The sequence below is a fragment of the Microbacterium sp. UMB0228 genome (genome assembly GCF_002871415.1).
Classification (GTDB): domain Bacteria; phylum Actinomycetota; class Actinomycetes; order Actinomycetales; family Microbacteriaceae; genus Microbacterium.
In genome coordinates this window covers 764,715-786,776 of record NZ_PNFU01000001.1, presented here as the reverse complement: position 1 = coordinate 786,776, position 22,062 = coordinate 764,715, and the positions used below count along the sequence as shown (strand labels likewise).

15 protein-coding genes and 1 pseudogene are annotated in these 22,062 nt (G+C 71.3%); 7 read left to right on the top strand and 9 right to left on the bottom strand.

From position 1 onward, the window contains the following. Positions 1-103 precede the first annotated feature (103 nt). Positions 104-1,036: an HAD family phosphatase gene (locus CJ226_RS03800; protein WP_062635031.1), complete on the top strand. Its 933-nt coding sequence runs from the start codon at positions 104-106 to the stop codon at positions 1,034-1,036. Between the two features lie 15 nt (positions 1,037-1,051). On the opposite strand, the gene CJ226_RS03795 is transcribed toward CJ226_RS03800, so the two are convergent. The 5 genes from CJ226_RS03795 to CJ226_RS03775 form a co-directional block, all read right to left on the bottom strand. After that, entirely contained in the window at positions 1,052-1,936 is an 885-nt protein-coding gene (locus CJ226_RS03795; RefSeq protein ID WP_374754511.1) for a formylglycine-generating enzyme family protein, read from the bottom strand. A 43-nt stretch (positions 1,937-1,979) separates the two neighbouring features. Further along, positions 1,980-4,313 carry an arylsulfatase gene (locus CJ226_RS03790; protein WP_102208344.1) on the bottom strand — a complete coding sequence of 778 codons (2,334 nt, stop codon included), beginning with the start codon at positions 4,311-4,313 and terminating at the stop codon, positions 1,980-1,982. 80 nt (positions 4,314-4,393) lie between these two features. Then, positions 4,394-5,740 carry a hypothetical protein gene (locus CJ226_RS03785; protein ID WP_180964521.1) on the bottom strand — a complete coding sequence of 449 codons (1,347 nt, stop codon included), beginning with the start codon at positions 5,738-5,740 and terminating at the stop codon, positions 4,394-4,396. Between the two features lie 28 nt (positions 5,741-5,768). Next, positions 5,769-6,119 carry an SHOCT domain-containing protein gene (locus CJ226_RS03780; RefSeq protein ID WP_102208343.1) on the bottom strand — a complete coding sequence of 117 codons (351 nt, stop codon included), beginning with the start codon at positions 6,117-6,119 and terminating at the stop codon, positions 5,769-5,771. 1 nt (position 6,120) lies between these two features. Further along, positions 6,121-6,555, bottom strand: a complete 435-nt coding sequence (locus tag CJ226_RS03775) for a DUF6325 family protein (protein ID WP_102208422.1) — start codon at positions 6,553-6,555, stop codon at positions 6,121-6,123. 153 nt (positions 6,556-6,708) lie between these two features. On the opposite strand from CJ226_RS03775, the gene CJ226_RS03770 reads away from it, so the two are divergent. Then, complete coding sequence (locus tag CJ226_RS03770) at positions 6,709-7,125, top strand: DUF6325 family protein (RefSeq protein ID WP_102208342.1); 417 nt, start codon at positions 6,709-6,711, stop codon at positions 7,123-7,125. Positions 7,126-7,137: 12 nt separating this feature from the next. On the opposite strand, the gene CJ226_RS03765 is transcribed toward CJ226_RS03770, so the two are convergent. Then, entirely contained in the window at positions 7,138-9,684 is a 2,547-nt protein-coding gene (locus CJ226_RS03765) for a LuxR C-terminal-related transcriptional regulator (RefSeq protein ID WP_257996497.1), read from the bottom strand. An 88-nt stretch (positions 9,685-9,772) separates the two neighbouring features. On the opposite strand from CJ226_RS03765, the gene CJ226_RS03760 reads away from it, so the two are divergent. The 5 genes and pseudogenes from CJ226_RS03760 to CJ226_RS03735 all read left to right on the top strand — a co-directional run bounded on the left by CJ226_RS03760 (position 9,773) and on the right by CJ226_RS03735 (position 16,544). Then, positions 9,773-10,903, top strand: coding sequence for an AI-2E family transporter (locus CJ226_RS03760; RefSeq protein WP_257996496.1), 1,131 nt, complete (start codon positions 9,773-9,775; stop codon positions 10,901-10,903). Between the two features lie 122 nt (positions 10,904-11,025). Continuing rightward, positions 11,026-12,705: a SulP family inorganic anion transporter gene (locus tag CJ226_RS03755; RefSeq protein ID WP_102208340.1), complete on the top strand. Its 1,680-nt coding sequence runs from the start codon at positions 11,026-11,028 to the stop codon at positions 12,703-12,705. Then, on the top strand, positions 12,706-13,377 hold the full coding sequence (locus CJ226_RS03750; protein ID WP_102208339.1) for a GAP family protein: 672 nt from the start codon (positions 12,706-12,708) through the stop codon (positions 13,375-13,377). A 44-nt stretch (positions 13,378-13,421) separates the two neighbouring features. Next, positions 13,422-14,074: pseudogene (locus tag CJ226_RS18395) on the top strand (GAP family protein). Positions 14,075-14,201: 127 nt separating this feature from the next. Continuing rightward, on the top strand, positions 14,202-16,544 hold the full coding sequence (locus tag CJ226_RS03735) for an arylsulfatase (protein ID WP_102208336.1): 2,343 nt from the start codon (positions 14,202-14,204) through the stop codon (positions 16,542-16,544). 23 nt (positions 16,545-16,567) lie between these two features. On the opposite strand, the gene CJ226_RS03730 is transcribed toward CJ226_RS03735, so the two are convergent. The 3 genes from CJ226_RS03730 to CJ226_RS03720 all read right to left on the bottom strand — a co-directional run bounded on the left by CJ226_RS03730 (position 16,568) and on the right by CJ226_RS03720 (position 21,989). Further along, positions 16,568-19,099 (bottom strand): LuxR C-terminal-related transcriptional regulator, encoded by a 2,532-nt coding sequence (locus CJ226_RS03730; protein ID WP_102208335.1) that lies wholly within the window; start codon positions 19,097-19,099, stop codon positions 16,568-16,570. 132 nt (positions 19,100-19,231) lie between these two features. Then, a complete protein-coding gene (locus CJ226_RS03725) occupies positions 19,232-20,254 on the bottom strand; it encodes an FUSC family protein (protein ID WP_257996494.1) in 1,023 nt (340 codons plus the stop codon). Positions 20,255-20,318: 64 nt separating this feature from the next. Continuing rightward, the gene (locus CJ226_RS03720; RefSeq protein ID WP_180964520.1) at positions 20,319-21,989 is read right to left on the bottom strand and encodes a SulP family inorganic anion transporter; all 1,671 of its coding nucleotides are present in this window, start codon (positions 21,987-21,989) and stop codon (positions 20,319-20,321) included. Between the last annotated feature and the right edge of the window lie 73 nt (positions 21,990-22,062).

Below are 22,062 nucleotides of genomic sequence, written 5' to 3'. Positions count from 1 at the left end.
ATACCCTCCGAGGGTATTCCCGCACGCCCGGCCGCGGCGAGACTCGTCCGCTCCGGGTGAGGGACGCTCGGCATCCGACGCCGCGCCTGGAAGGATCGCGGTCATGGACTCCTCACCTCTGTCTTCCTGGCGGGACACCGGCACGCGGCGCACCATCGAGGCGTTCGTCGCCGCCGTGACGGAGGGCCCCGACGCCGTCCCCGTCGACGAACGCATCGCGGTGTTCGACAACGACGGCACTCTCTGGTCGGAGAAGCCCATGCCCACCCAGCTGCACTACGTCGTCGAGCGCTGGCGCGAGGAGGCGACCCGCGACCCCTCCCTGGCCGACCGGCAGCCCTACCGCGCCGCGGTCACCGGCGACCTCGGCTGGCTCGGCACCGCGATCGACAAGCACTACGCCGGCGACGACTCCGACCTCGGCGTCATCATCCAGGCGCTCCTGGGACTGACCGATGGCGTGAGCGTGGAGGACTACGCCCGCTCCGTGGCGGAGTTCTACCGCACGGCCCAGCACCCGCTCCTCGGCCGCCCCTACGCCGAATCGGTGTACCGCCCGATGGTCGAGCTGCTGCGGTACCTCGAGGGCCACGGCTTCACGTGCTACATCGTGTCGGGCGGCGAGCGCGACTTCATGCGACCGATGACCCAGGCGAACTACGGCATCCCTCCCGAGCGCGTGATCGGCTCGGCGCTCGGGCTCACCTACGACGAGGAGGCTGCCAGCGTCCGCTACTCGTCCGCCCTGGCGTTCTTCGACGACGGTCCGGAGAAGCCCGTGCGGATCTGGAGTCGGATCGGCCGGCGCCCGCTGCTGGCGGCCGGCAACTCGAACGGCGACATGCCGATGCTCGACTTCGCGCACGGCGGCCCTCGGCCCGGACTCGCGCTGCTGATCCATCACGACGACGCCGACCGCGACGACACGCCCTACGACACGGGAGCGGAGCAGGCCCTCCGCGCAGCCGCCGACCGCGGGTACACCGTGGTGAGCGTCCGCGACGACTGGGCGTCCATGTTCCCCGACCCCGTCTGAGTCGGGGATCACCGGTCAGAGGGCGCAGCGGAACCCGATGTGGGTCATGGCGGTGTCCTCCGCCTGCGCCGATCGCGCCGCGGGGCGGTAGCGGAGGCAGTACTCCGGAGCGCACAGGTGCGATCCCCCCTTGAGCACGCGGCGAGGGATGGGCGACCCGGGCTCGGAGGACAGCAGGCTCGCGCGCTGACCGGCGTCGACACCGACCGCGCCCGGCGGAACGTGCCGGTGCGTCCAGTAGTCCGCCGTCCACTCCCAGACGTTGCCGATCATGTCGTGCAGGCCGTAGCCGTTCGCGAGGAATGAGGCGACCGGAGCGGTACCGATCCATCCGTCGGCGCCGTCGTTCCGATACGGGAAGGCGCCCTGCCAGGTGTCGGCCATGAGGGTGCCGTCCGGCTTCGTCTCCTGACCCCAGGCGAAGCGGGCGCCGACGAGGCCGCCGCGCGCCGCCCATTCCCACTCCGCCTCCGTGGCCAGGCGCTTGCCTGCCCACGCGGCGTAGGCGACGGCATCGGGGTACGCGACCTGCACGACCGGATGATCGAGGCGGTCGTCGATCGACGAGGCCGGTCCGAACGGGTGGCGCCAGGACGCCCCGGGCTCCCACCGCCACCACTGACGCCAGTCGCGCAGGTCGACGGGCCCGCGGGTCGGCGTGAACACCATGGCGCCGGGGACGAGGTCATCCGGATGCACGCCGGGGTAGTCGGCGGGGTCCATCGGCCGCTCGGCGATCGTGACGTAGCCGGTGTCCTCGACGAACGCGGCGTACTGGCGGTTCGTCACGGGGTGCTGATCCAGCGCGAACGCCTCCACGCGCCGTTCGTGGACGGGGCCTTCCTCCGGGTAGAACTCGTCCGATCCCATGAGGAGCGTTCCGCCGGGGACCTCGATCATCGCCGTCATGCCCTCATGCTAGGCCGCCGCCCGCTCCGCGCGGTCACTCGCGCGACAGCATCGCGGCCGCCTCGAGCTCCATATCGAGATACTGCTCCGCGCTCACGTCGACCGCCACGCCCAGGAGCGTGCCGCCGGTGAACGGGAACGGGTTGGCGTACTGCGCACTCACCGGGTCGGCACTGTCCCACCCGACGCAGAGCCCGTCGCCGCAGAGCGTGAACTTCCCGACCTGGGCCCGCATCGGACCGGACGCCACGGCGCGATCATCGACGTACAGCGTGGCGGTGCCGACGGACTCGCCGTGATCCCCCGCTCCCTCCCGCACGAACTCCACGCCGAGGGTGTGCGGTCCGGGGGCGAGCTCGTCCGAGGTGAACGACTGCTCCGGCGGGATGCCGAGGAAGTTGTACACGTAGACGAGCCTGTTGTCCTTGAGGAACAGCGAGTGGCCGCCGAAGCGGGAGCCGTGCGCGAAGAGCACTCCCTCGGCGCCCTGCTCCAGGATGACGTCGGCGATGATCTTGTAGGAGCGCCCTCGGACGTTCACTGCGACGCTCTCCGGCACCGCCGCGGTGCCGGAGAAGTAGACGTACCGCTCCCGGGGCGCCTCCGCCTGAGGCCGGGGGACCGTGAGGATCTCGCGGGCCGACCGGTCGTCGAGGGGAAGGGCGAAGTTCGCCTCCGCCTCCGCGAACCACGCGGCGATGAGCTCCTGCAGCTTCTCCGGGTGCGTCGCGGCGAGGTCGTTCGACTCGGAGCGGTCCTCCGCCACGTGATACAGCTCCCACACGTCGTCGTCGAAGTGGCCCTTGCCGCTCAGCGGAGCGTGCACCGCCGCCGCCTTCCAGCCGTCCTTCCAGATGCCCCGGGTGCCGAGCATCGAGTAGTACTGCACGCTCTTCCGCGTCGGCCCGTCCGGCGCGGCGTCGAAGGAGTACTTCATCGAGACGCCGTCGAGCGGTCGCTGCGGCACTCCGCGGTAGGACTCCGGCATCGCGATGCCGATCACGTCGAGCACCGTCGCCACGACGTCCACCGAGTGGTGGTACTGGTGGCGCAGCTCCCCCTTCGCCGCGATCCCCTTCGGCCAGTGCACGACCATCGGGTCGCAGGTGCCGCCGGAGTACTGGGAGTAGCGCTTGAACATCGGGAAGGGCGTGGAGAACGCCGCCGCCCACCCTGTCGGGTAGTGGTTGTAGGTGTCGGCGGACCCGAGCGTGTCGATCATCGCGAGGTTCTCGGCGAGGTCGTCGGGGTAGCCGTTGAAGAACTTGTTCTCGTTCACGGAGCCGTCCGGCGATCCCTCCCCCGAGGCGCCGTTGTCGGCGCAGTAGAAGATGATCGTGTTGTCCAGCTGCCCCGTCTCCTCCAGGTAGTCCACGATCCGGCCGACCTGGGCATCCGTGTACTCGGAGAAGCCCGCGAAGACCTCCGCCATCCGCGCGAACAGCCTCCGCTCGTCGTCGTTCAGCTCCGCCCACGGGCGCACGTGATCGGCCGGGTTCGCCGCCTCCTCCGGCAGCGGATTGAACGGCGTCATCTGCGTGTCCTCAGGCAGCACGCCCTTCTCGATCATGCGGGCGAGGACCCATTCGCGGTAGGCCTCGTAGCCGTCGTCGAACGCCCCCTTGTACTTGTCGATGTACTCCTGCGGCGCGTGGTGCGGCGCGTGGTTCGCGCCAGGGCAGAACCACATGTACCAGGGCTTCGAGGGATTGGAGGCCTGCTGGTTCCGGATCATCGCGAGCGCCTGGTCGGCGAGGTCCTTCGACAGGTGGTAGCCGTCCTCCGGGCGGTACGGCTGCTCGATGAAGTGGTTGTCCTCGACCAGGTCGGGGTACCAGTTGTTGGTCTCCCCGCCGAGGAAGCCGTAGAAGCGGTCGAAGCCGAGCTGCAGCGGCCACATCGAGCGGCTGCCCCCGGGCGCGATGTCCTCCTCCGGGACGTTGTGGTTCTTGCCGAGCCAGAACGTGCTGTACCCGTTCTCCTGCAGAACCTGTCCGATGGTCGCGCACTCGGCGGGGAGCCGCCCCGCGAAGCCGGGGAAGCCGTTCGTGCCCTCCATGATGACGCCGGCGCGGTTGACGTGGTGGTTACGGCCCGTGAGCATGGTGGACCGCGTGGGAGAGCACAGCGCCGTGGTGTGCCACTGCGTGTAGGTGAGACCCCCGGCGGCCAGACGGTCCATCGTCGGCATCGCGATGCGGCCGCCATACGGCGACCACGAGGCCAGCCCGGTGTCGTCGTACAGCACCACGAGGACGTTCGGCGCTCCGTCCGGCGCCTTCCGCAGCTCGTACGGCGACCAGTCGGGTCGAGAGTCGCGGACGTCCAGCGTGATCTCGCCCGAGAAGTCCGCGTTGAATTCCGACATCGTCTCTCCTTCGCTCAGGGCGCGTCCGCGCTCTCCTCGGCCCGAGTCTTTCGACCCCGCGTGCGTGCCGACAGGGGCCCTCACCCGTCCCGGGTGATCTCCGCGTCGCCCGCGTCCGCGACGGCGGCGGCGTCCTGCTCCTCCGGCGCCGCGGAGGGGCCTGGCCGTCGCAGCAGCTCCACGAGGATCGTCAGCACGAGCACGCCGATCGCCACGCCCAGGACGGCGCCGAAGGAGACCGGACGCGTCGCCAGGAGGATGAGCACCCCGATCGCCATCCCGGCGATGAGGATCGCGCCGCGATAGCGGTCGACCGCTCTCCCGAACCGCCCGGTGGAGATCCCCCGTGCCTCCGCCGCCTCGCGCAGCGCCCCGAACCCGCTCTCCGTGACGCCGCGCACCGTGCGGGCGCTGCGGCTCGACCCGGCGAGCCAGGCCCACAGCGCGATGAGGACCCCGACGAGGGCGAGCGCCACGATGGTGGACCCGAGGAGGGCCGTGAGCTGATCGAAGAGGGATTCGGCCGCCGACGCCGTCATGATCGACGGGCTGACGGCGCTGACGAAGAACCCGCGTCCGATCCCCATCCCGGCGGCGAGGAGGAGGAAGACGACGGCGAACCCGGCGCTCGTCCAGAACAGCGCCCGCGGCCGGTTCACCGCGAGCAGCACGCCGAGGACGACGAGGCCGAGGACGACCCAGGGCAGCCAGAAGCCCGCCGTCACCGCGATCTGGTATACCGTGCGGACCAGCACCAGGGCGTCGGCCTGCACCACCGGGATGGTGCGATCGATCACCGGGATGAGGTCGGCGACCCCGGCCCCACGCTCGGCCAGAGCCTCCTTGACGCGTTCGACGACCGCCCCCACGTCCACCGAGAGGACCCCGTCGTCGCTGAGGTCCAGCGCGGTGCCGGGCTCGTCTTGCAGGATGGCGACGGCGCGCTCATGGGTGAAGCGCAGCGTCTCCGCCCAGATGTCGGCGAACTGCTGCGACGACACCACCTCGTGCACGACGCCGTCGATCAGAGACGACAGGCCGGAGGCGGCCGGCGCTTCCAACAGGCCGAGGGCGGCGGTGGCGCGCGGAGGGAGGTCGAGGGCACGCAGGCCGTCGAAGAGCTCGCCGACCACCGCATCCAGGTCGACCTGCTCGTCGATGGCGGCCGTCACCTGATCGGCGACGAAGTCCTGCACGTCCGGATCCTCGGCCAGCGGGGCGAAGGTCGCGACGAACCGGTCCGCGTCGACGAGCTGCAGCCGCGCCCATGTCCCCATCGCCGCGATCGGCGCGAGGAGCACGGCGACCACGAGCACGATCCCGGCGATGATGCTGCGGGCGGAGATGCGGCGTCGGGGGCGTCGGAGCGCCTCGTTCTCCTGCTCCAGCACACGCAGCCGTGCCCGCAGGTCCTCGATCTCGCTCATCGCCGCCTCGTCTCGATCGTCGCGACGCTCAGCTCAGCAGCTTCTGCTTCGCGGCCGTGAACTCCTCGTCCGTCAGCACACCGGAGGCCTTCAGCGATCCGAGCTCCTGCAGCTTGGCGATCAGGTCGTCCGCCGCTGCGGGCGGCGCGGCCGGCGGGCTCGTCGGCGGCGCATACTGCGCGGCCGCGGCGCGGGCCGCATCGTCCATCTGGGCCTGTTGCTGGGCGGCCTCGTACTGCTGCTGCTCGTACTCGCTCTGTGCGCGGCGCTCCTGGTGCCGCATGGCGGCTCCCTGCACCGCGGTCGCCGTCCCGGCGACCACCGCGGTCCGCGCGGCGAGACCGATGAGCCCCGGCCGGCCGAATCTCCGCAAGGGCATGTCATTCACCTTCCTGTTCGAGGATGTCCATCACCGCGTTCACGACGGGTGCCGGAACGCGCTCGCTGCGCAGCACCTGGCCTCCCGCGGCGGCCACATCCTGGGCGAGGGTCCGGGCGAACAGGAGCTCCAGGACCACGACCGCGGCCGACTGTCCCGGCGGCACGACCTCCGCCAGGGCGCGGACGTCGTCCTCGCTCGCGAGCCCGGCGACGATCGGCTCGAGGCCGTCGAGGACGGCAGACCCGTCGTCCTCCTCGACCTCGAGGATGTCGAGATCCCCCTCCGCCGTCCGCGTCACCAGCACGAAGTCCAGCACGCGCACCACGCCCTTCGACACCAGGTCGGTCAGCGTGCCGAACGTGGACGGATCCGGCCGATCACCGTCGAAGCCCACGAGATAGAACTCGACGGGCCCGAATCGGAACTCCTTCATGTCGCCACCCTTCATCCGCGGTCCAGAATGGCACCGCCGTCGTCGCCCGCGCGCCGGTCCTCACCCGCTCCGGGTGAGGATTCGGGACTCCCTCTCCGTGCGGCTGTCACCATCGGAGGACGGGACGAATCGAGGGCGGATATGAGGAGCCGGGTGCTGGGCGACGTGGCGTTCGTCGTGGTCGAGCTCCGCAGCGCATACCCGGGACCACCCGTCCTCGAACCGCTGCTGCGTCAGGTCGAGGACGGCACGCTGCGCGTGCTCGACTTCCTCGTCGTGCGCCGCGACGCCGCCGAGGGGCACCGCATCACGGAGGTCGACGGCGACGACTTCTCGCTCGCCGGCCTGCCCCTGTACGCACCGGGCCTGATCTCCCTCGACGATGTCCGGCATTTCCTCCCGTGGGTGCCTCCCGGCGCCGTCGCGGCCGTCATCCTCGTCGAACAGCGCTGGGACATCCGCTTCATCCGCGAGGTCGAGGACGCCGGGGACCGGATCCTGGCGACGCAGGCGATCCCCTCCGCGGTCGCGAACGCCGCGCTCGTCGCCACCCTCGGCACGAGCCCCTGACACCGTGCCTGCTCACACGGTCGCGTGGACGGCCTCCCGCCGGGACGAGACCCCGAGCTTGCGGTAGATCGCTCGTTGATGCGTCTTCACCGTGTTCACCGACACGGAGAGCTCCTGGGCGATCTCCGGCAGCGTGCGCGCCGTCTGCATCTGGTGGAAGACGTCGCGTTCCCGCTCCGACAGCCGATCGGTCACGGAGCCCACCGCGTCGACGGCGAGACACCTGTCGATGAACTCCTCGAACTGCGTGCCGTGATGCACATGCGCCTGCAGCAGCCGGCGCACCGCGACTTCCCGCGGGCCGAAGAGCACGACGAGGTTCTCCGCGGACGCGACGGCGAGGGCGGCCTCGCACAGGTCATGCGCGTCCTCCTGGTGCCCCGTCGCCCTCCGGAGCGTGGCCGCGGTGATCAACGTGGCGGCTTTGACGTAAGACAGCTCGGACGCACCCCGCAACGACCGCAGCATCTCCAGCGCCGCGGCGTGCTCCTCGGCGCGACGCAGGATCCCGGACAGGGCGACGCCCACGAGCGGGAGGTCGGTACCGCCGGCATACTTCTTGGCGATGCGCAGTGCGCGCTCCCTCCGCCCCACCGCCTCTTCGAGCAGGGCCACCGACGACTCCCGGAACACCGGCCACTCCACCCCCTGCACGACGTCGATGGGGAGCTCCTGCACGCCGATGGCCGCTCGACGGCAGACCGCGGGGTCTCCCGTGAGCGCGGCCGCATAGGCGCCCATCATGCGTGCATGTCCGGCCAGATCGCGGCCGGACGCGGCTTCCTCACGCGCCGCGTCGAAGATCCGGACCGCCTCCTCCGCCTCGCCCGACCAGTACGCGACCCACCCCGCGGCGGCCACGGCGCTTCCGCGCGCGAAGGTGTTCCGCGGAAGAAGAGCCTCCCGGGTGCTCTCGGCCTCGGCGAGCACAGCCGCGGCCTCCGTGAGCCGGCCGGAGGTGGCGAGGCCGTAGGCGAGATGTCCGACGGCGCGGGACGTGAGCTCCCGATCGCCGGCCTCCCTCGCCTCGCGCGCCGCCGCCGAGAAGTACTCGATCGCGAGGTCCGGCGATTCGCGATTGCGCAGCGCGGTCCACCCCAGCAGATGGTTGAGCGCCACCCGACCGCCGTACATCCTGTCGTCCGCGGCATCCAGCAGCGCGCGGATCTCCGGACCGGACGCGGCCACCTCGACGGACGACTCCGCGAGCAGCAGGCGGACGATGAGCAGGACGGCGGGTTCGGCCTGCCCCGGCGTGCGATCCAGGAGGGCCTCGGCCCGTCGACACAGCTCCCGGGCGACGCGATGGTCCCCGAGGACGTCGCTGGCTCCGGCCCGCACGAGGAGCAGGTGCGGATCATCCGGGTTGTCGCGCAGGAGAGTCGTCGCCGTCCGCTCCACGTCGACGGCCGAGGAGCCGACCACGAGACCCAGCCAGTGCCGCAGGAGGATGGCCCTGGCACCGGCCCGATCCCCGGCGCGCCGCGCGTGCGTCACGGCGGCGATCGGATCCGTGTGCTCGAGAGCACGAGCGGCCCGGTGGTGCACCGTGGCGAAACGCACCGCATCCGCCCGCGCGAGATCGGCGCACCGACGCGCGAACGCGGGGTGCCAGCGGTACGTGGGGCCCTCCGGGCCGTCGAACCGGTCGAGGAACAGCCCGAGCCGAACGCAGGTCTCCAGGAGGTCGGCGGCGTCGTCCCTCCCCGTCACCTGTCCGGCGGTGTCGGGAGTGAGCTCCGCGCAGGCCGTCCCCTCGAGGACGAAGTCCGCGAGGGCGGGCGGCAGCGCGTCCAGGACGTGCTCACGGATGTACGCGCCGAGGAAGGACGAGGCCGTCGACGCCGGGCTCGACGGCAGGGAGCCACCGACGAGGACCAGCCGCACCGCGATGGGCCAGCCTCCGGTCTCGTCGCGCACCGCGGCCGCATCGAGCCCACCGGGCGCCGATCGCGTCAGACTCCGGATCTCGTCCGTCGAGAATCGGAGGGTGTCCACGCCGACGAAGGCTCCCGGGTTCATGAGGCGGTGGCGGGACAGGGTGACCTCGATCAGGGTCGTCCCCACCAGGAGGAGCCGCAGCCCGTCCGGAGGCTGGTCTGCCAGCAGCCCGAGGAGACCATCGCTCCACGCCTCCCCGGCACGGTGGGCATCGTCGACGACGAGGTGCGCCGGGTGCTCGGCGTCCTGGAACGCCGCGCAGATCTGCCGGTAGGCGCGCACCGGATCCTCGATGTCCCGCGGCACGACGAACGCCCGGCCAGCGCGCTCGGCCGCGAGCGCCAGGGCGTTCAGGACGCCGGCGGTCAGCAGCGCGGGATCGTCGTCGGATGCACTCAGCGCGAGCCAGGCGACGTCGTCGCGCGATGACGCCCAGGCGGCGACGGCGGTGGTCTTTCCATAGCCGCTGGGTGCGCTGAGCACCGTCACACCGTCCGCATCGACGGCAGCCGCTATCGCTGCGGTCACGCGTTCCCGCGGCACGACGCCGATGGGCGTGGCGGGCGGCCGGAAGCGCATCGCCGGTCCCGGCCTCGTGGAACGTACGGGAGGCGACATGGCAACACGAAACCACGCGTCCCCGCGCCCTTCCAGGGGGCGGAGGCGCAATCACCCGGATGAAAGTGCGGCGGGCTACGCTGGCCGCGTGACCTCGCTCCCGACTCCTCCGCGCTCCGCAGCGGACCACGCGCCCGCCCCTGCTCTGCGCACCCTGCTGATCCTGGCGGCGAGCGCGATCGTCCTCGCCGGGATCTCGCTGGCGCGCGAGGTGTTCGGCCCGCTGGCCCTCGCGATCGTCATCGTGGTGATCTGCGAACCCGTCCGTCGTCCCTTCCAGCGCCCCGGCCGGCCCGCCTGGATCGGGACGACCGCCGTGATCGTGCTCGCCTACGTGATCCTGCTGGCGATGGCGGCGCTGCTGTGGCTCGCCGGCACCCAGTTCGCCCGGCTCGTCGGCGACCTCGCATCGCAGGACGGCCTGGTGCGCGCCGCCGATCAGATCGTCGCCTGGCTGCAGTCCCTCGGGCTGGACCAGGAGGCGGCGGATGCCGCGGCCTCGATCCTCGACCCCGAGACGCTCCTCGGCCTGGCCGGGAGCCTGGGCAGCGCGGTCCTCGGGGTGGCGACAGCACTGTTCTTCGTCTGCGCCTACATCATCTTCCTCGCCGCGGACGGCGCCCGCTATCGGACGGCTCCGGCCCTCTTCGGCGCCACGCACGGCCCCGCGCTGCAGCGCATCGCCCGGCTGCAGACGGGGGTCCGTCGCTACTACGTCGTGAACGCCGCGTTCGGCGCCGTCGTGGCCATCGTCGACGGTCTCGCCCTGTGGTGGATGGGCGTCCCGGCCCCGGTGGTCTGGGCGATCCTCGCGTTCGTGACGAACTTCATCCCGAACATCGGGTTCGTGCTGGGGCTCATCCCGCCGGCGATCCTCGCCTTCGTGGTGGGCGGCTGGCCGCTGCTGCTCGGTGTCATCGCCGTGTACTGCGTGGTCAACGTCGTGCTCCAGGTGCTCGTCCAGCCCAAGTTCGTCAGCGACGCCGTCGACCTGAGCCTGACGCTGAGCTTCTTCTCCGTCGTCTTCTGGACCTTCGTGATCGGTCCGCTCGGCGCCATCCTGTCGATCCCGCTGACTCTGCTCGTGCGCGCCGTCGTGCTGGATGGCGACCCGGGGGCGACCTGGGCGCGCTGGGTCAGCGGTGACCGCACGGCCGTGCCCGAGCCGACGCCGGAGCCGCCCGCGGCGCCGACCCGGCGCCGGTTCCGCCGACGCTGACGCCGCGCGCCGCCGGCGCCACACCGCGAAATCACCAGGGCGAGGTTGCCCGTCGCTCTGGTCGTCGCCGTCCGACGATGCCATCGTGAAGCCGGACACCACCGGTGACGAAGGGAGAGCGCATGCCGCGACCGCTCGCAGGTCTGACCCGACGCACCCTCGCGACCGAGCTCACCGCGGGGGTCACCCTCCTGGCGATCGCCATCCCGCTCAACATCGGCTACGCGCAGATCGCCGGGCTCCCCGCGACCGCCGGGCTGTACGCGCTGATCGTCCCGACCGTCGTCTACGCGCTCGTGGTGTCGTCGCGTCAGCTGGTCGCCTCCCCCGATGCCGCCGCCGCGGCCCTCGTGGCCTCCTCCATCGGCGGTCTGGCCGTCGCCGGCAGCGCCGACTACGCGACCCTCGCCCTCGCCCAGGCGATCCTCTGCGGCGGGATGTTCGTGCTGCTCGCCGTCTTCAAGCTCGGATTCCTGGCGAACTTTCTGTCGAAGCCGATCCTCGTCGGCTTCGTCGGCGGGCTGGCCCTGGACATCATGATCAGCCAGATCGCGAAGATGCTCGGGGTGAAGATCGACTCCGGAGCCGAGTTCGTGGACAAGGTCGTCGCGTTGGTGACCGGCCTCCCCTCGCTCAACGGCTGGTCCGTGCTGCTCGCCGCCGTCTCCGTCGCCGTGCTGCTCCTCGGACAGCGCTACCTCCGTGCCGTTCCCTGGGCACTGATCGTGCTCGTCGCCACGACCGTCACGGTCGTCCTCACCGGCCTCGACGGACGGGGTGTGGATGTGCTCGGCGAGGTCCCCGCCGGCCCTCCCGCGCTCACGTGGCCGATCATCGACTGGTCGCTGTGGCTCGCGCTCGTCCCCTCCGCGATCGCCCTGACCCTCGTCACCACCGCGGAGGGTCTGCTCGTGTCGCGCTCCTACTCCGAGAAGCATCGCTACCCGTTCCACGCCAACCGTGACCTGCTCGCCTTCGGCGTCGCGAACGTCGCCGCCGGCGCGCAGGGCAGCTTCGCCGTCGGATCCTCGACGTCGCGCACCGCGGCGATGGACCAGGCCGGCTCGCGCACCCAGCTCCCGGCGCTCGTGCTCGCCGTCGGGACGCTCCTGCTGCTGCTCTTCGGCACCGCGCTGCTCGCCGACATCCCCTCCCCGGCGATCGGCGCCATCGTCGGCGTCGCGATCATCCCGCTCCTCGGCATCCGCGACTTCATCCGCCTCTGGCGCCTCGACCGGTTCGAGTTCGTCATCGGTGCGGTCTGCTTCCTCGTGACCCTGTTCGTCGGTTCGATCGCGGGAATCCTCGTGGCGTTCGTGCTCGCCCTCGTCAACCTCGCGCAACGCGCCTCGCACCCGGCGATCGACGTGCTGGAGACCTCCGGCGACCCCGGCGAGTCCCTCTTGGAGGACGCTCCCGCCGGCACGACGACCGCCCCGGGAGTCATCGTCGTCCGGCTCGCGGCGCCCCTGTTCTTCGCGAACGGCGCCGTGTTCTCGGCCGCCGTGAAGGAGGCGGTCCGCGCCGCAGGCCCGTCCGCCGTCCAGCACGTCGTCGTCGACATGGAAGCGGTGACGGACGTCGACGTCACGGGCGCTGAGGCCTTCCAGGCGCTGCGGGAGTGGCTCGACACGCAGTCGATCTCCCTCGCCTTCAGCCGCGTCCGGCCGAACACGCTCCGCCGCCTCCGCTCGCTGGGGATCCTCGACCGGGAACCGGTCTACGCGACCAACCGCGCCGCCATCACCGAGCTCGCGCCGACCGATGCCGCTTCGCCGGCTCCGAACAGGAAGGGCAGCTGAATGGGTGCCGTCATCGGGGAGATCCTCCCCCTCGCCGTGGGCGTCGCGATCAGCCCCGTGCCGATCATCGCCGCGATCCTCATGCTCCTGTCCCCGAAGGCACGGGTCACGAGCGTCGGATTCCTGCTCGGCTGGATCGCGGGCATCGTCGTGGCGGTCGGTCTCTTCACCCTGCTGTCGGCGGTGCTCCCCGAGGAGGATCCGGATGCCTCCCGCCCGATCCGCGGCGTCATCCAGCTCGTCCTCGGACTCCTGCTGCTGGTGCTGGCGGTCGGTCAGTGGCGCAAGCGCCCGAAGGCGGGGCAACCGGCGGCCCTGCCGTCGTGGATGAAGGCGATCGACACGATGTCCTTCGGCACGGCGCTCGGACTGGGGTTCCTGCTGTCGGCGGTGAATCCGAAGAACCTCCTCCTGGCCGCCGGAGCCGGGGTCGACATCGGCGGCGCAGCGCTCGATGCAGGCTCCACGATCCTCGTGATCGCCGTCTTCACGCTGATCGGGGCGTCGACCGTGCTCGTGCCCGTCGTCGGCTACCTCGTCGCGGCCGCACGGCTGCGGGCTCCGCTCGACGCGCTGCGGGGATGGCTCGCCGCCGAGAACGCGGTCATCATGGCCGTGCTGCTGCTCGTGATCGGCGTGTCGATGATCGGCAAGGGCATCGGCAGCTTCTGAATGCGCTGCGTGCGCGCGGGTGACCCGCGAGGAGGGAGGGCATCATGGGAGAGCTCGTCGTCGCGCTGCTTCCCGTCCTCCTCGGTGTGGTGCTCAGCCCCCTGGCCATCATGGCCCTCGTGGCGGTTCTGGTCTCCCGGCACCCCCGCGCGAACGGCATCGCGTACCTGCTCGGGTGGCTGCTCGGAATGGGCGGGCTGCTGGCCCTCTTCCTCTGGGTGTTCCGGAGCGCCGCCGTCCACGAGCAGTATGAGCCTCCGCTCTGGGTGCCGCTCGTCCGCCTGCTTCTGGGACTCTTCCTCACCGGCGCCGCGGTCTGGGTGTATCGCCAGGGGAAGGCCCGGATCGCGGCGATGGCCGGCGCCTCCTCTCCGCGGGAGGTCGTGGCCGCGTCGCCTCAGCTTCCCGGATGGCTGCACTCGGTGGAGACCTTCCGCCCGGGGCGCACCTTCTTGCTCGGCCTCGCGCCGACGTCACTCCCGCCACGACCGTCGGGGTGACCGTCGTGTTCGCTGCGCTGGGCACCCTGCCCATCGCCGTCCCCGTGCTGTTCGTCGTCACGCGCGGGGTTTCCGCACGACCGGCGCTGGAGCGCCTGCGCACCTGGGTCGCCGGGAACACACACGTGCTCAACGCCGCGATGCTGCTCGTGATCGGCGTGCTGCAGCTGGACAAGGCCCTCACCTCCCTCGTCTGATCGACGTGCGCTCGCCGGCACCCACGGAGATCACCCGGATGAACGCGACACGGGACCCGTGACCCCAGCCCTGACCCGGCAGTACTGTGCGGGGAAAGGCGGCTCGGCAGAGATGAAGGAGATGGACATGGCCCGTGACTTCCAGGGCAGGATCGAACTCGACGTCCGCGATTCGGAGGCCGACTGGGAGGCGTTCCTCCCGGCGAAGCCCCGCGAGGGAGCACCCAACGTGCTGGTCGTCCTCTATGACGACACCGGCATGGCGGCCTGGTCCCCGTACGGCGGACGCATCAACATGCCGACCATGGATCGCCTGGCGCAGAACGGTCTGACATACTCGCAGTGGCACACGACGGCGCTGTGCTCCCCCACCCGCTCGACGTTCCTCACCGGACGCAACCACCACCTCAACGGCTTCGCGACGATCTCGGAGTCGTCGACCGGCTTCCCCGGCTACAACTCCCACATCCCCGACTCGAACACCACGATGGCCCACGTCCTCCGCGACGCCGGCTGGTCGACGTTCTGGGTGGGCAAGAACCACAACGTCCCGATCGACGAGTGGACGGCCGGCGCGTCCAAGAAGCACTGGCCGCTGGCGCAGGGGTACGACCGCTTCTACGGCTTCATCGGCGGCGAGACGAACAACTGGTATCCGTCCCTCGCCGAGGACAACCACTACATCGACCAGCCCTACCTCCCCGAGGACGGCTACCATCTCTCGAAGGACCTCGCCGATCGCGCGCTGTCGATGATCCGCGACGTGAAGCAGACCGAGCCGGACAAGCCCTGGTACCTGTGGTTCTGCCCCGGCGCGAATCACGCGCCGCACCACGCGCCGCAGGAGTACATCGACAAGTACAAGGGCGTGTTCGACGACGGCTACGAAGCCTACCGCGAGTGGGTCCTCGCCCGGATGATCGAGAAGGGCATCGTCCCGCAGGGCACCGAGCTCACCGCGCTCAACCCGATGCCGGAGGGGACTTTCACGCAGACCGATGAGGTGCGTCCCTGGGACTCGCTGAACGACGAGGAGAAGGCGATGTTCTCGCGCATGGCGGAGGTCTACGCCGGCTTCAGCGAGTACACGGACGCCCAGGTCGGCCGCATCGTCGACTACCTGGAGGAGTCGGGGCAGCTCGACAACACCCTCATCATCTACTGCGCCGACAACGGCGCGTCCGGCGAGGGCAGCCCGAACGGCTCCGTCAACGAGGGCAAGATCTTCGGCGGATATCCGGACGACGAGGCCGAGAACCTCCGCCTCGTCGACAAGCTCGGCTCCCCCGACACGTACAACCACTACCCGACCGGATGGGCGGCGGCCTTCTCCACGCCCTACAAGATGTTCAAGCGCTACACCTACCAGGGCGGCGTGTGCGACCCGCTGGTGATCCACTGGCCCGCCGGCATCAAGGCGCGCGGCGAGGTCCGCCATCAGTACCACCACTCCACCGACATCGTGCCGACGATCCTCGAGGCCTGCGGCGTCGAGTTCCCGGAGGTCTACAACGGCATCGAGCAGACGCCGCTCTCCGGCGTCTCGATGGCCTACTCGTTCGACGCGGCACCGGAGGCACCGACGGCGAAGGAGACGCAGTACTACGAGATGTTCGGACAGCGCGGCATCTGGCACGACGGCTGGAAGGCGGTCACGGTGCACGGGCCGGTCAGTGGCAAGGGGCACTTCGACGAGGACGAGTGGGAGCTGTACCACACGGACGTCGACCGCGCCGAGGCCGTCAACCTCGCCGCCGAGAATCCGGAGAAGCTGGAGGAGCTCAAGGCCCTCTGGATGGAGGAGGCGAAGGCGAACGCGGTGCTTCCGCTGAACGATCTGCAGGTGCTGGGCAACCCAGAGGACTTCGAGACCTTCGTCGCGATGGAGTTCCATCAGCCCGCGCCGCCCTCCGGCCGGTTCGTCTACTACCCGGGCACCAGCGAGGTGCCGGAGCGGTCGGCGGCGAACACCCACGGCGTCTCCTTCAAGATCGCCGCGGAGGTCGAGTTCACTCCGGAGACCGAGGGCGTCATCTTCGCGCACGGCTCCCGGTTCGGCGGACACGCCCTGGTGGTCAAGGACGGTCAGATCCACTACGTCTACAACTTCCTCGGGATCCCGCCGGAAGACCGCATCTCGGGGCCCGCCCCCACTTCCGGGAAGCACATCATCGGGGTCGAGTTCGTCAAGGAGGGCATGGGCGAGTACCGGGAGGGCGTCGGACCCGCACGGCTCTACATCGATGAGGAAAAGGTCGACGAGAAGCAGATCCGCACGGTCCTCGGTCACTTCTCGCTCTGCGGCGAGGGCCTGACGATCGGGCGGGACAGCGCCGACCCCGTGTCGTCCCTGTACGGCTACGGGTTCGACTTCCGCGGCGGGGAGATCGCCCAGGTCGTGTTCGACATCGCCGACGACGCCTACCTCGACCTGGAGGCGCACCTGGCGGCCGCTATGGCCCGCGACTGACGACCCCGCGGCCGCCCGGGCCCTCAGAGCAATCCGAGGGCCTGGGCGGCCGCTGTCACGCCGTCCCGATCCGAGACACCGAGCTTGCGGTAGATATTGCGCACATGCGTCTTCACCGTGTTCGGCGAGATGTACTCCTGCTGCGCGATCTGCCGCAGCGTCGCGTTCCGGCTCAGCGCGCGCAGCACGATGCGCTCCCGCTCCGTCAGCTCCTCCTCGACGAGGACTCCGGCGGCGGACAGCCGCTCGCGCACGCGATCGGCGAAGTGCGTGCGCGCGCCCGCCGTCGCCCGCGCAGCGAGCAACCGCGACACGATCGGGCCGGCCTCGGCAACGCGGCGCACGTGGTCCTCCGGCTCCGCGAGGGCGAGCGCGGTGGCGAGCGCGAGCTGCGCCCGATCCGGCTCCCCGTCGTGCACGTCGAGCTCGGCCTCGACCAACCACGCGTCGATCATCGATGCCGGGAGCAGACACGGGACGGCGCCCTCCAGGACCGGCGCCAGCGCGCCACGCGCGATGCCGTCACGGCGGTCGTGCACGGCGGCGATGGCCCGGAGCACGAGCACGTCTCCCGTGTCCCCCAGCGCCTCCTCGATGTCGGCGAGGAACCGGTCGCGGAGCGTCGGCTCCCCCAACCGGTCGAAGGCGTGCACCGCGAAGGGCCCCATCATGGCGTACCAGTGTGGCGGAAGCGGCAGATCGTCACGGGGAGTCAGGGTGTCGAGGAGCCGCACGGCCGCGTTGTGGGGATCGCCGCCCTGCTCCGCGCCGAGCAGCGCGCGCATCCCCTGCAGGCCCCGCGCGATCGCGGTCTCTCCGCCCGCGGCGATCACCTGCGCCGAGGACTCCAGGGTCTCGGCCACCTCCAGGATCTGCATGCCCTCGTAGGAGCCCCAGAAACGCCACACCCTGGTCACCTCGAAGAACGGGCTGTACGGCTCGTCGAACTCGTGCCAGCGGCGCTCCAGGGCGGCTCCCGCCTCGATCGCGTCGCGGAGCCGGCCGCGGAACAGCACGCTGGTGGCGAGGACCGCCTGCGCCTGCAGCTCCGCGGCGCGGGCACCGATCGCTCGCGCGAGGTCACCGGCACGGCGCGCTGTCGCCTCCGCCTGATCGAGTCGTCCCACATAGAGCTCCGCCGTCGCGGTCTCCAGGAGGGCATAGGTGTCGAGCTGCTCCTCTCCGCTGAGATCGCGGAGGTCGGCTCCGACGCCGTCGAGGGTCTCGGCGATCCCGCCCCGCCGCAGCGCCGTGTGCATCTCGATCCCGAGGCGCCAGCGTCGGTCGGCGTCGGACTCCCCCGCGCCCACCGGTGGCACGATCACGGCGGCCGACGGATCGCCGCAGGACAGCTCCGCCGCGGCGACGAGCATCCGGACGGTGGGCACGGCGCGCAGGGCGGTCGGCAGCTCCGCCATCACCCGCCGCACCGTGTCCGCCCGGCCGTCCAGCACGAGCTGCATCCCGCAGCGCCGCAGGACGCCGGCCGTGCAGGCCGTCTCCCCGCCACGGACGGCGTGCTGCAGCGCGAGGAGGGGCTGCCCCTGCTGCGCGAACCAGTCGGCGGCCCGCCGGTGGAGCCGCTCCTCGCGGCCGGCACCGCCTTCCCGCAGCCGGCCGAGGAGGAACTCCCGCAGCAGCGGCGGGTAGTGGTAGCGGGACGGCTCCTCGGCGTCCGGGCCTGCGAGCACATTGAGGCGGAGCAGTCGGTCGATCATGGCGGTCACGGAATCGGCCCCGGAGAGCACGGCGGCGAGCTCGGGACTGAAGCGGTCCACGACCGCGGTCGCCTCGAGGAAGGCGCGCAGTTGGCCGTCGAGGTCGGCGAGCACCTCCTCGACGAAGTAGTCCGCCACCTCGGGGGCGTCCCCGCGCAGCGTGGGCCCGAGGACGGTCTGCGCCCCGGCGGCGTCGAGCATCATGAGCTGCAGCCCGGTCGCCCAGCCCTCGGTACGGGCGAGCACGGTACTGACCTCGCCCTGAGAGAGCCGGAGACCTCGCGCGCCGAAGAAGGCGCGGACCTCGGCCGGGGTGAAGGCGAGCGCACGGGCGTCGAGTTCGAGGGCCACGCCGGCGATGCGGCGTCGTGCCAGCGGGATCGCCCGCGTCCCGCGCCCGGAAAGCACCACGTGCACGGTGCCGGGAGCGCTCTGCACGAACGTCGAGATCAGTTGGGCGGTGTGCTCGTCCTCGACGCGGTGCACGTCGTCGACGATGAGGACGATCCGGTTCCTCGCCTCTCGGAGGGCCCTGGCGAGCGCACGCGCCGTCGTCGCGGAGTGCACGGCGGGTACGGCCGCGAGCGCGTCCTGGAGTCCGGGATCGTCGATCCTCTCGAGGGCGGCGCGCAGGAGCGGCAGGTCCGCCTCGCCGCGTTCCAGGGACACCCACACGAGGTCGATACCGGGATCGGCACGCAGACCCTGCGCCCACTGCGACAGCAGCCTCGTCTTGCCGGATCCCGCCGGCGCGCTCACGAGCGTGAGCGTCCACGGCCCGTCCATCGCCGCCGTCAACCGCGAGAGCAGGCGCTCTCGACGGACCTCGCCCTTCACCGCAGCGGATCCTGGGCTCTCGCTCGTTCCCGCCGTTCTTGCACTGTGCAGCACTCGAAACCCCCCGATTTCGACCTTGCTCCCCCTCGCGGGCAGTCTATTGCAAGGTGGGAGCGGTCCCGCAAGAGGGGATCACTCGGAGACGTCCGCGCGCGACGGCCGCCGCATCGCGAGAAGCGCCGGCACGAGGGCGCCGAAGAACAGGGCGAGAGCCACACCGAGCAGCGTCTCGAGGGTCCGCTCCAGGAACCGCGACGTCGGCGATGCGTCCGACGTCGAGAGCAGCAGGGAGAGCACGAGGAAGGTCGTGAAGGCCGGCGCGACGTACCACCGACTCTCCTGGACCGCGCCGAGGCCGCCCACCACAACACCGATCGCGAGCGCGACCACCACGCCGCTCGGAGAGAGCAGGGCGAAACCGGCGGCCGCCAGGGCCCCGATGAGCACCGACGCTGCCCGACCGACGCTGCGCAGGACGAGCTGGCCGCGCACCGGACGCATCACGAGCAGCACGGCGCCGGTCGCCCAGCCCACGTGCTCGACCCCGGTCGCGAAGCCGATCGCGGCGGCCGTCCCCGCGGCCGCACCCAGCAGGACGCCGTAGACCAGCAGAGCGCGTCCCTTGGGCATGGCGGCCGGGACCCGCGCGCCCGCCCGGTGCTCCGGCCACAGCAGGGCGATGAGCCACGCGTACACCGAGCCCGCGACGATCGCGCCCGCCAGGAGGATGGTCGTCGCCGAGAGAGGAAAGCTCAGACCGAGCCCGACCATGGGCAGGACCAGCGTCAGCGCGAGCGGTCCGGCACGCTCGCGGGCGGCGAGCATGCTGGCCATCACCGCCAGCACCGCGAGGGCGGGCACGGCGAGGACCGGTGCGAGCGCGAGGGTCGCGCCGAGCAGGAGCCCCAGCGCGACCAGCGTCCCGAGCACCGGGATCGCCGACCGGGCCCGCCGCCGCGCCGGCAGTCCCATGGCGGCCGCGGGAAGGACGCCGATGCTGAGGGCCAGGGCGACGGCAGGGTCGAACGGGGCGACCGCCATCGAGGGCACGGCGTATAGGAGGCCGAGACCGAACCGCGACCATCGCCAGGTCAGTCCCCCGCGCGCCGCCATCACCGTCTCGCTCTCCGGCTCCGGCTGCGGTCGGGCATGCACTCCCCGTTCTCGATCGCCCCTCGGATCCTCCGTGCCGTCAGCCTAGGCAGGCGATGACCGCACGTCACCGCTCGTCGGCCACTTCACCCGGGTGAACGCCTCCGCTCCCCTCCCGATCTGCAGCGGCCCGGAGCCCGATGTCGACAGTGGGGTGCACACGGCCGTCCTCCACCAGCCCGGAGTACCACGGCGTCCGCGCCGCGACGGCCGCCGCCGCCTCCGGCACCGCCGCGAGGTGGAGCCGCACGCCGAGTTGGGACAGCTCCCGGTCGAGCGCCTCGAGCGTGTCGAGCACGGTGATGGACATCACCACCTGCTGCGGCAGCCCGAGGACGAGCGTCCGGACCGGCTCGGCCTGAGCTGAGACGGTCTGGACGATGAGCCGCTGGTTGGCGAGCGCGTTCGCCGTGTACAGCCCCCGCTCCGACTCCACCCCGAGGGCACTCCCTCTCCTGCCCACCACACGGATCCGAGGGATGTTGAGCTCCCGGAGGACGAGCACGAGGGTCACCACCACCCCCACGGCGACAGCGGGCAGGAGTCCCGCGGTGAGCCCGATCGCCGCCACGGCCGTGGCGACCCAGAAGTCCATCCGACTGATGCGCGCCCACCGCACGAGTTCCGGGATGTTGACGAGTCCGGCCACCGCCGTGAAGACCATCGCCGCGAGCGTGGCCTCGGGCAGCAGGCTGAGCACCGGGGCGAGGAAGAGCGCGACCGCCACGGCGAGCGCGACCGTGGTCAGCGTCGCCAGCTGGGAGCGGGCTCCGGCCCCCTGGTTCACGGCGCTCTGCGAGAATCCCCCCGCCGCGGGCATGGCCGAGAAGAACGCGCCGACCGTGTTCGCCGCGCCGGTGGCGAAGAGCTCCTGGTCACTGTCGATCTGCGGCTCCGTCGCCTGACGCAGGCTGCGCGCGACGGCGGCGGACTCGAGGAACGCCATGACGGCGATGGCAAGCGCTCCGGGCACGAGAGCCGCGGCCTCGGACAGGTCCGGGATCCCCGGGACCGGCAGTCCGCCGGTCACCGGGGCGATGAGGTCGACCCCGAGCTCATCGATCCCGCCGACCCCGACGAGCAGCATGCCGGCCGCGACGACGACGAGGGTGCCCGGCACGCGAGGGGCGAAGCGCTTCAGGAGCAGGAGGGTGGCGATGGAGCCGATCGAGAGGAGCAACGTGGGGATGTTGACGCTGTCGAGCGCCTCCCCCACGGCGACCAGAGAGCGGAGGAAGCCGTGGCCGGAGAAGTCGAAGGACTCCCCCAGGAGCTTCGGGAGCTGCCCCACGGCGACCGTCGCCCCGACCCCGATCTTCAACCCGAGAACAGTGGCCCCGCTGATGTTCTCGACGAGCGAGCCCAGGCGGCACGCCCGGGCGAGCAGCAGCACCACGCCCACCAGGAGGGTGAGCATCATGAGCGCCCCGATGGCGTCGTCCGCGCCCGCGGCGACACCCGCCGAGACCAGCGTGGTCGCCGTGAGGGTGGCGATGGTCGACGTCGTAGAGACGCTCATCGCCCGGCTGCCGCCCAGGAGGGCGTAGACGAGCATCGGCACGATGCAGGTGTAGAGGCCGACCTGCACCGGAAGATCGGCGATCGTCGCATAGGCCATGGCCTGCGGCACCACGACGGCGCCCGCGGAGAGGCCGGCGAGCACGTCCCGCACGATCCAGCGGGGCTGGTACCCGTCCAGCGTGCTCAGCAGCCAGGACGGTCTGCGCGCTGCGCTCATGGGGACTCCCTCCGCCGTCGAGGGAAGCGTACTGCCGACGCTCCCGCGGCGGCCCGCCGGGGACGCCGGACGG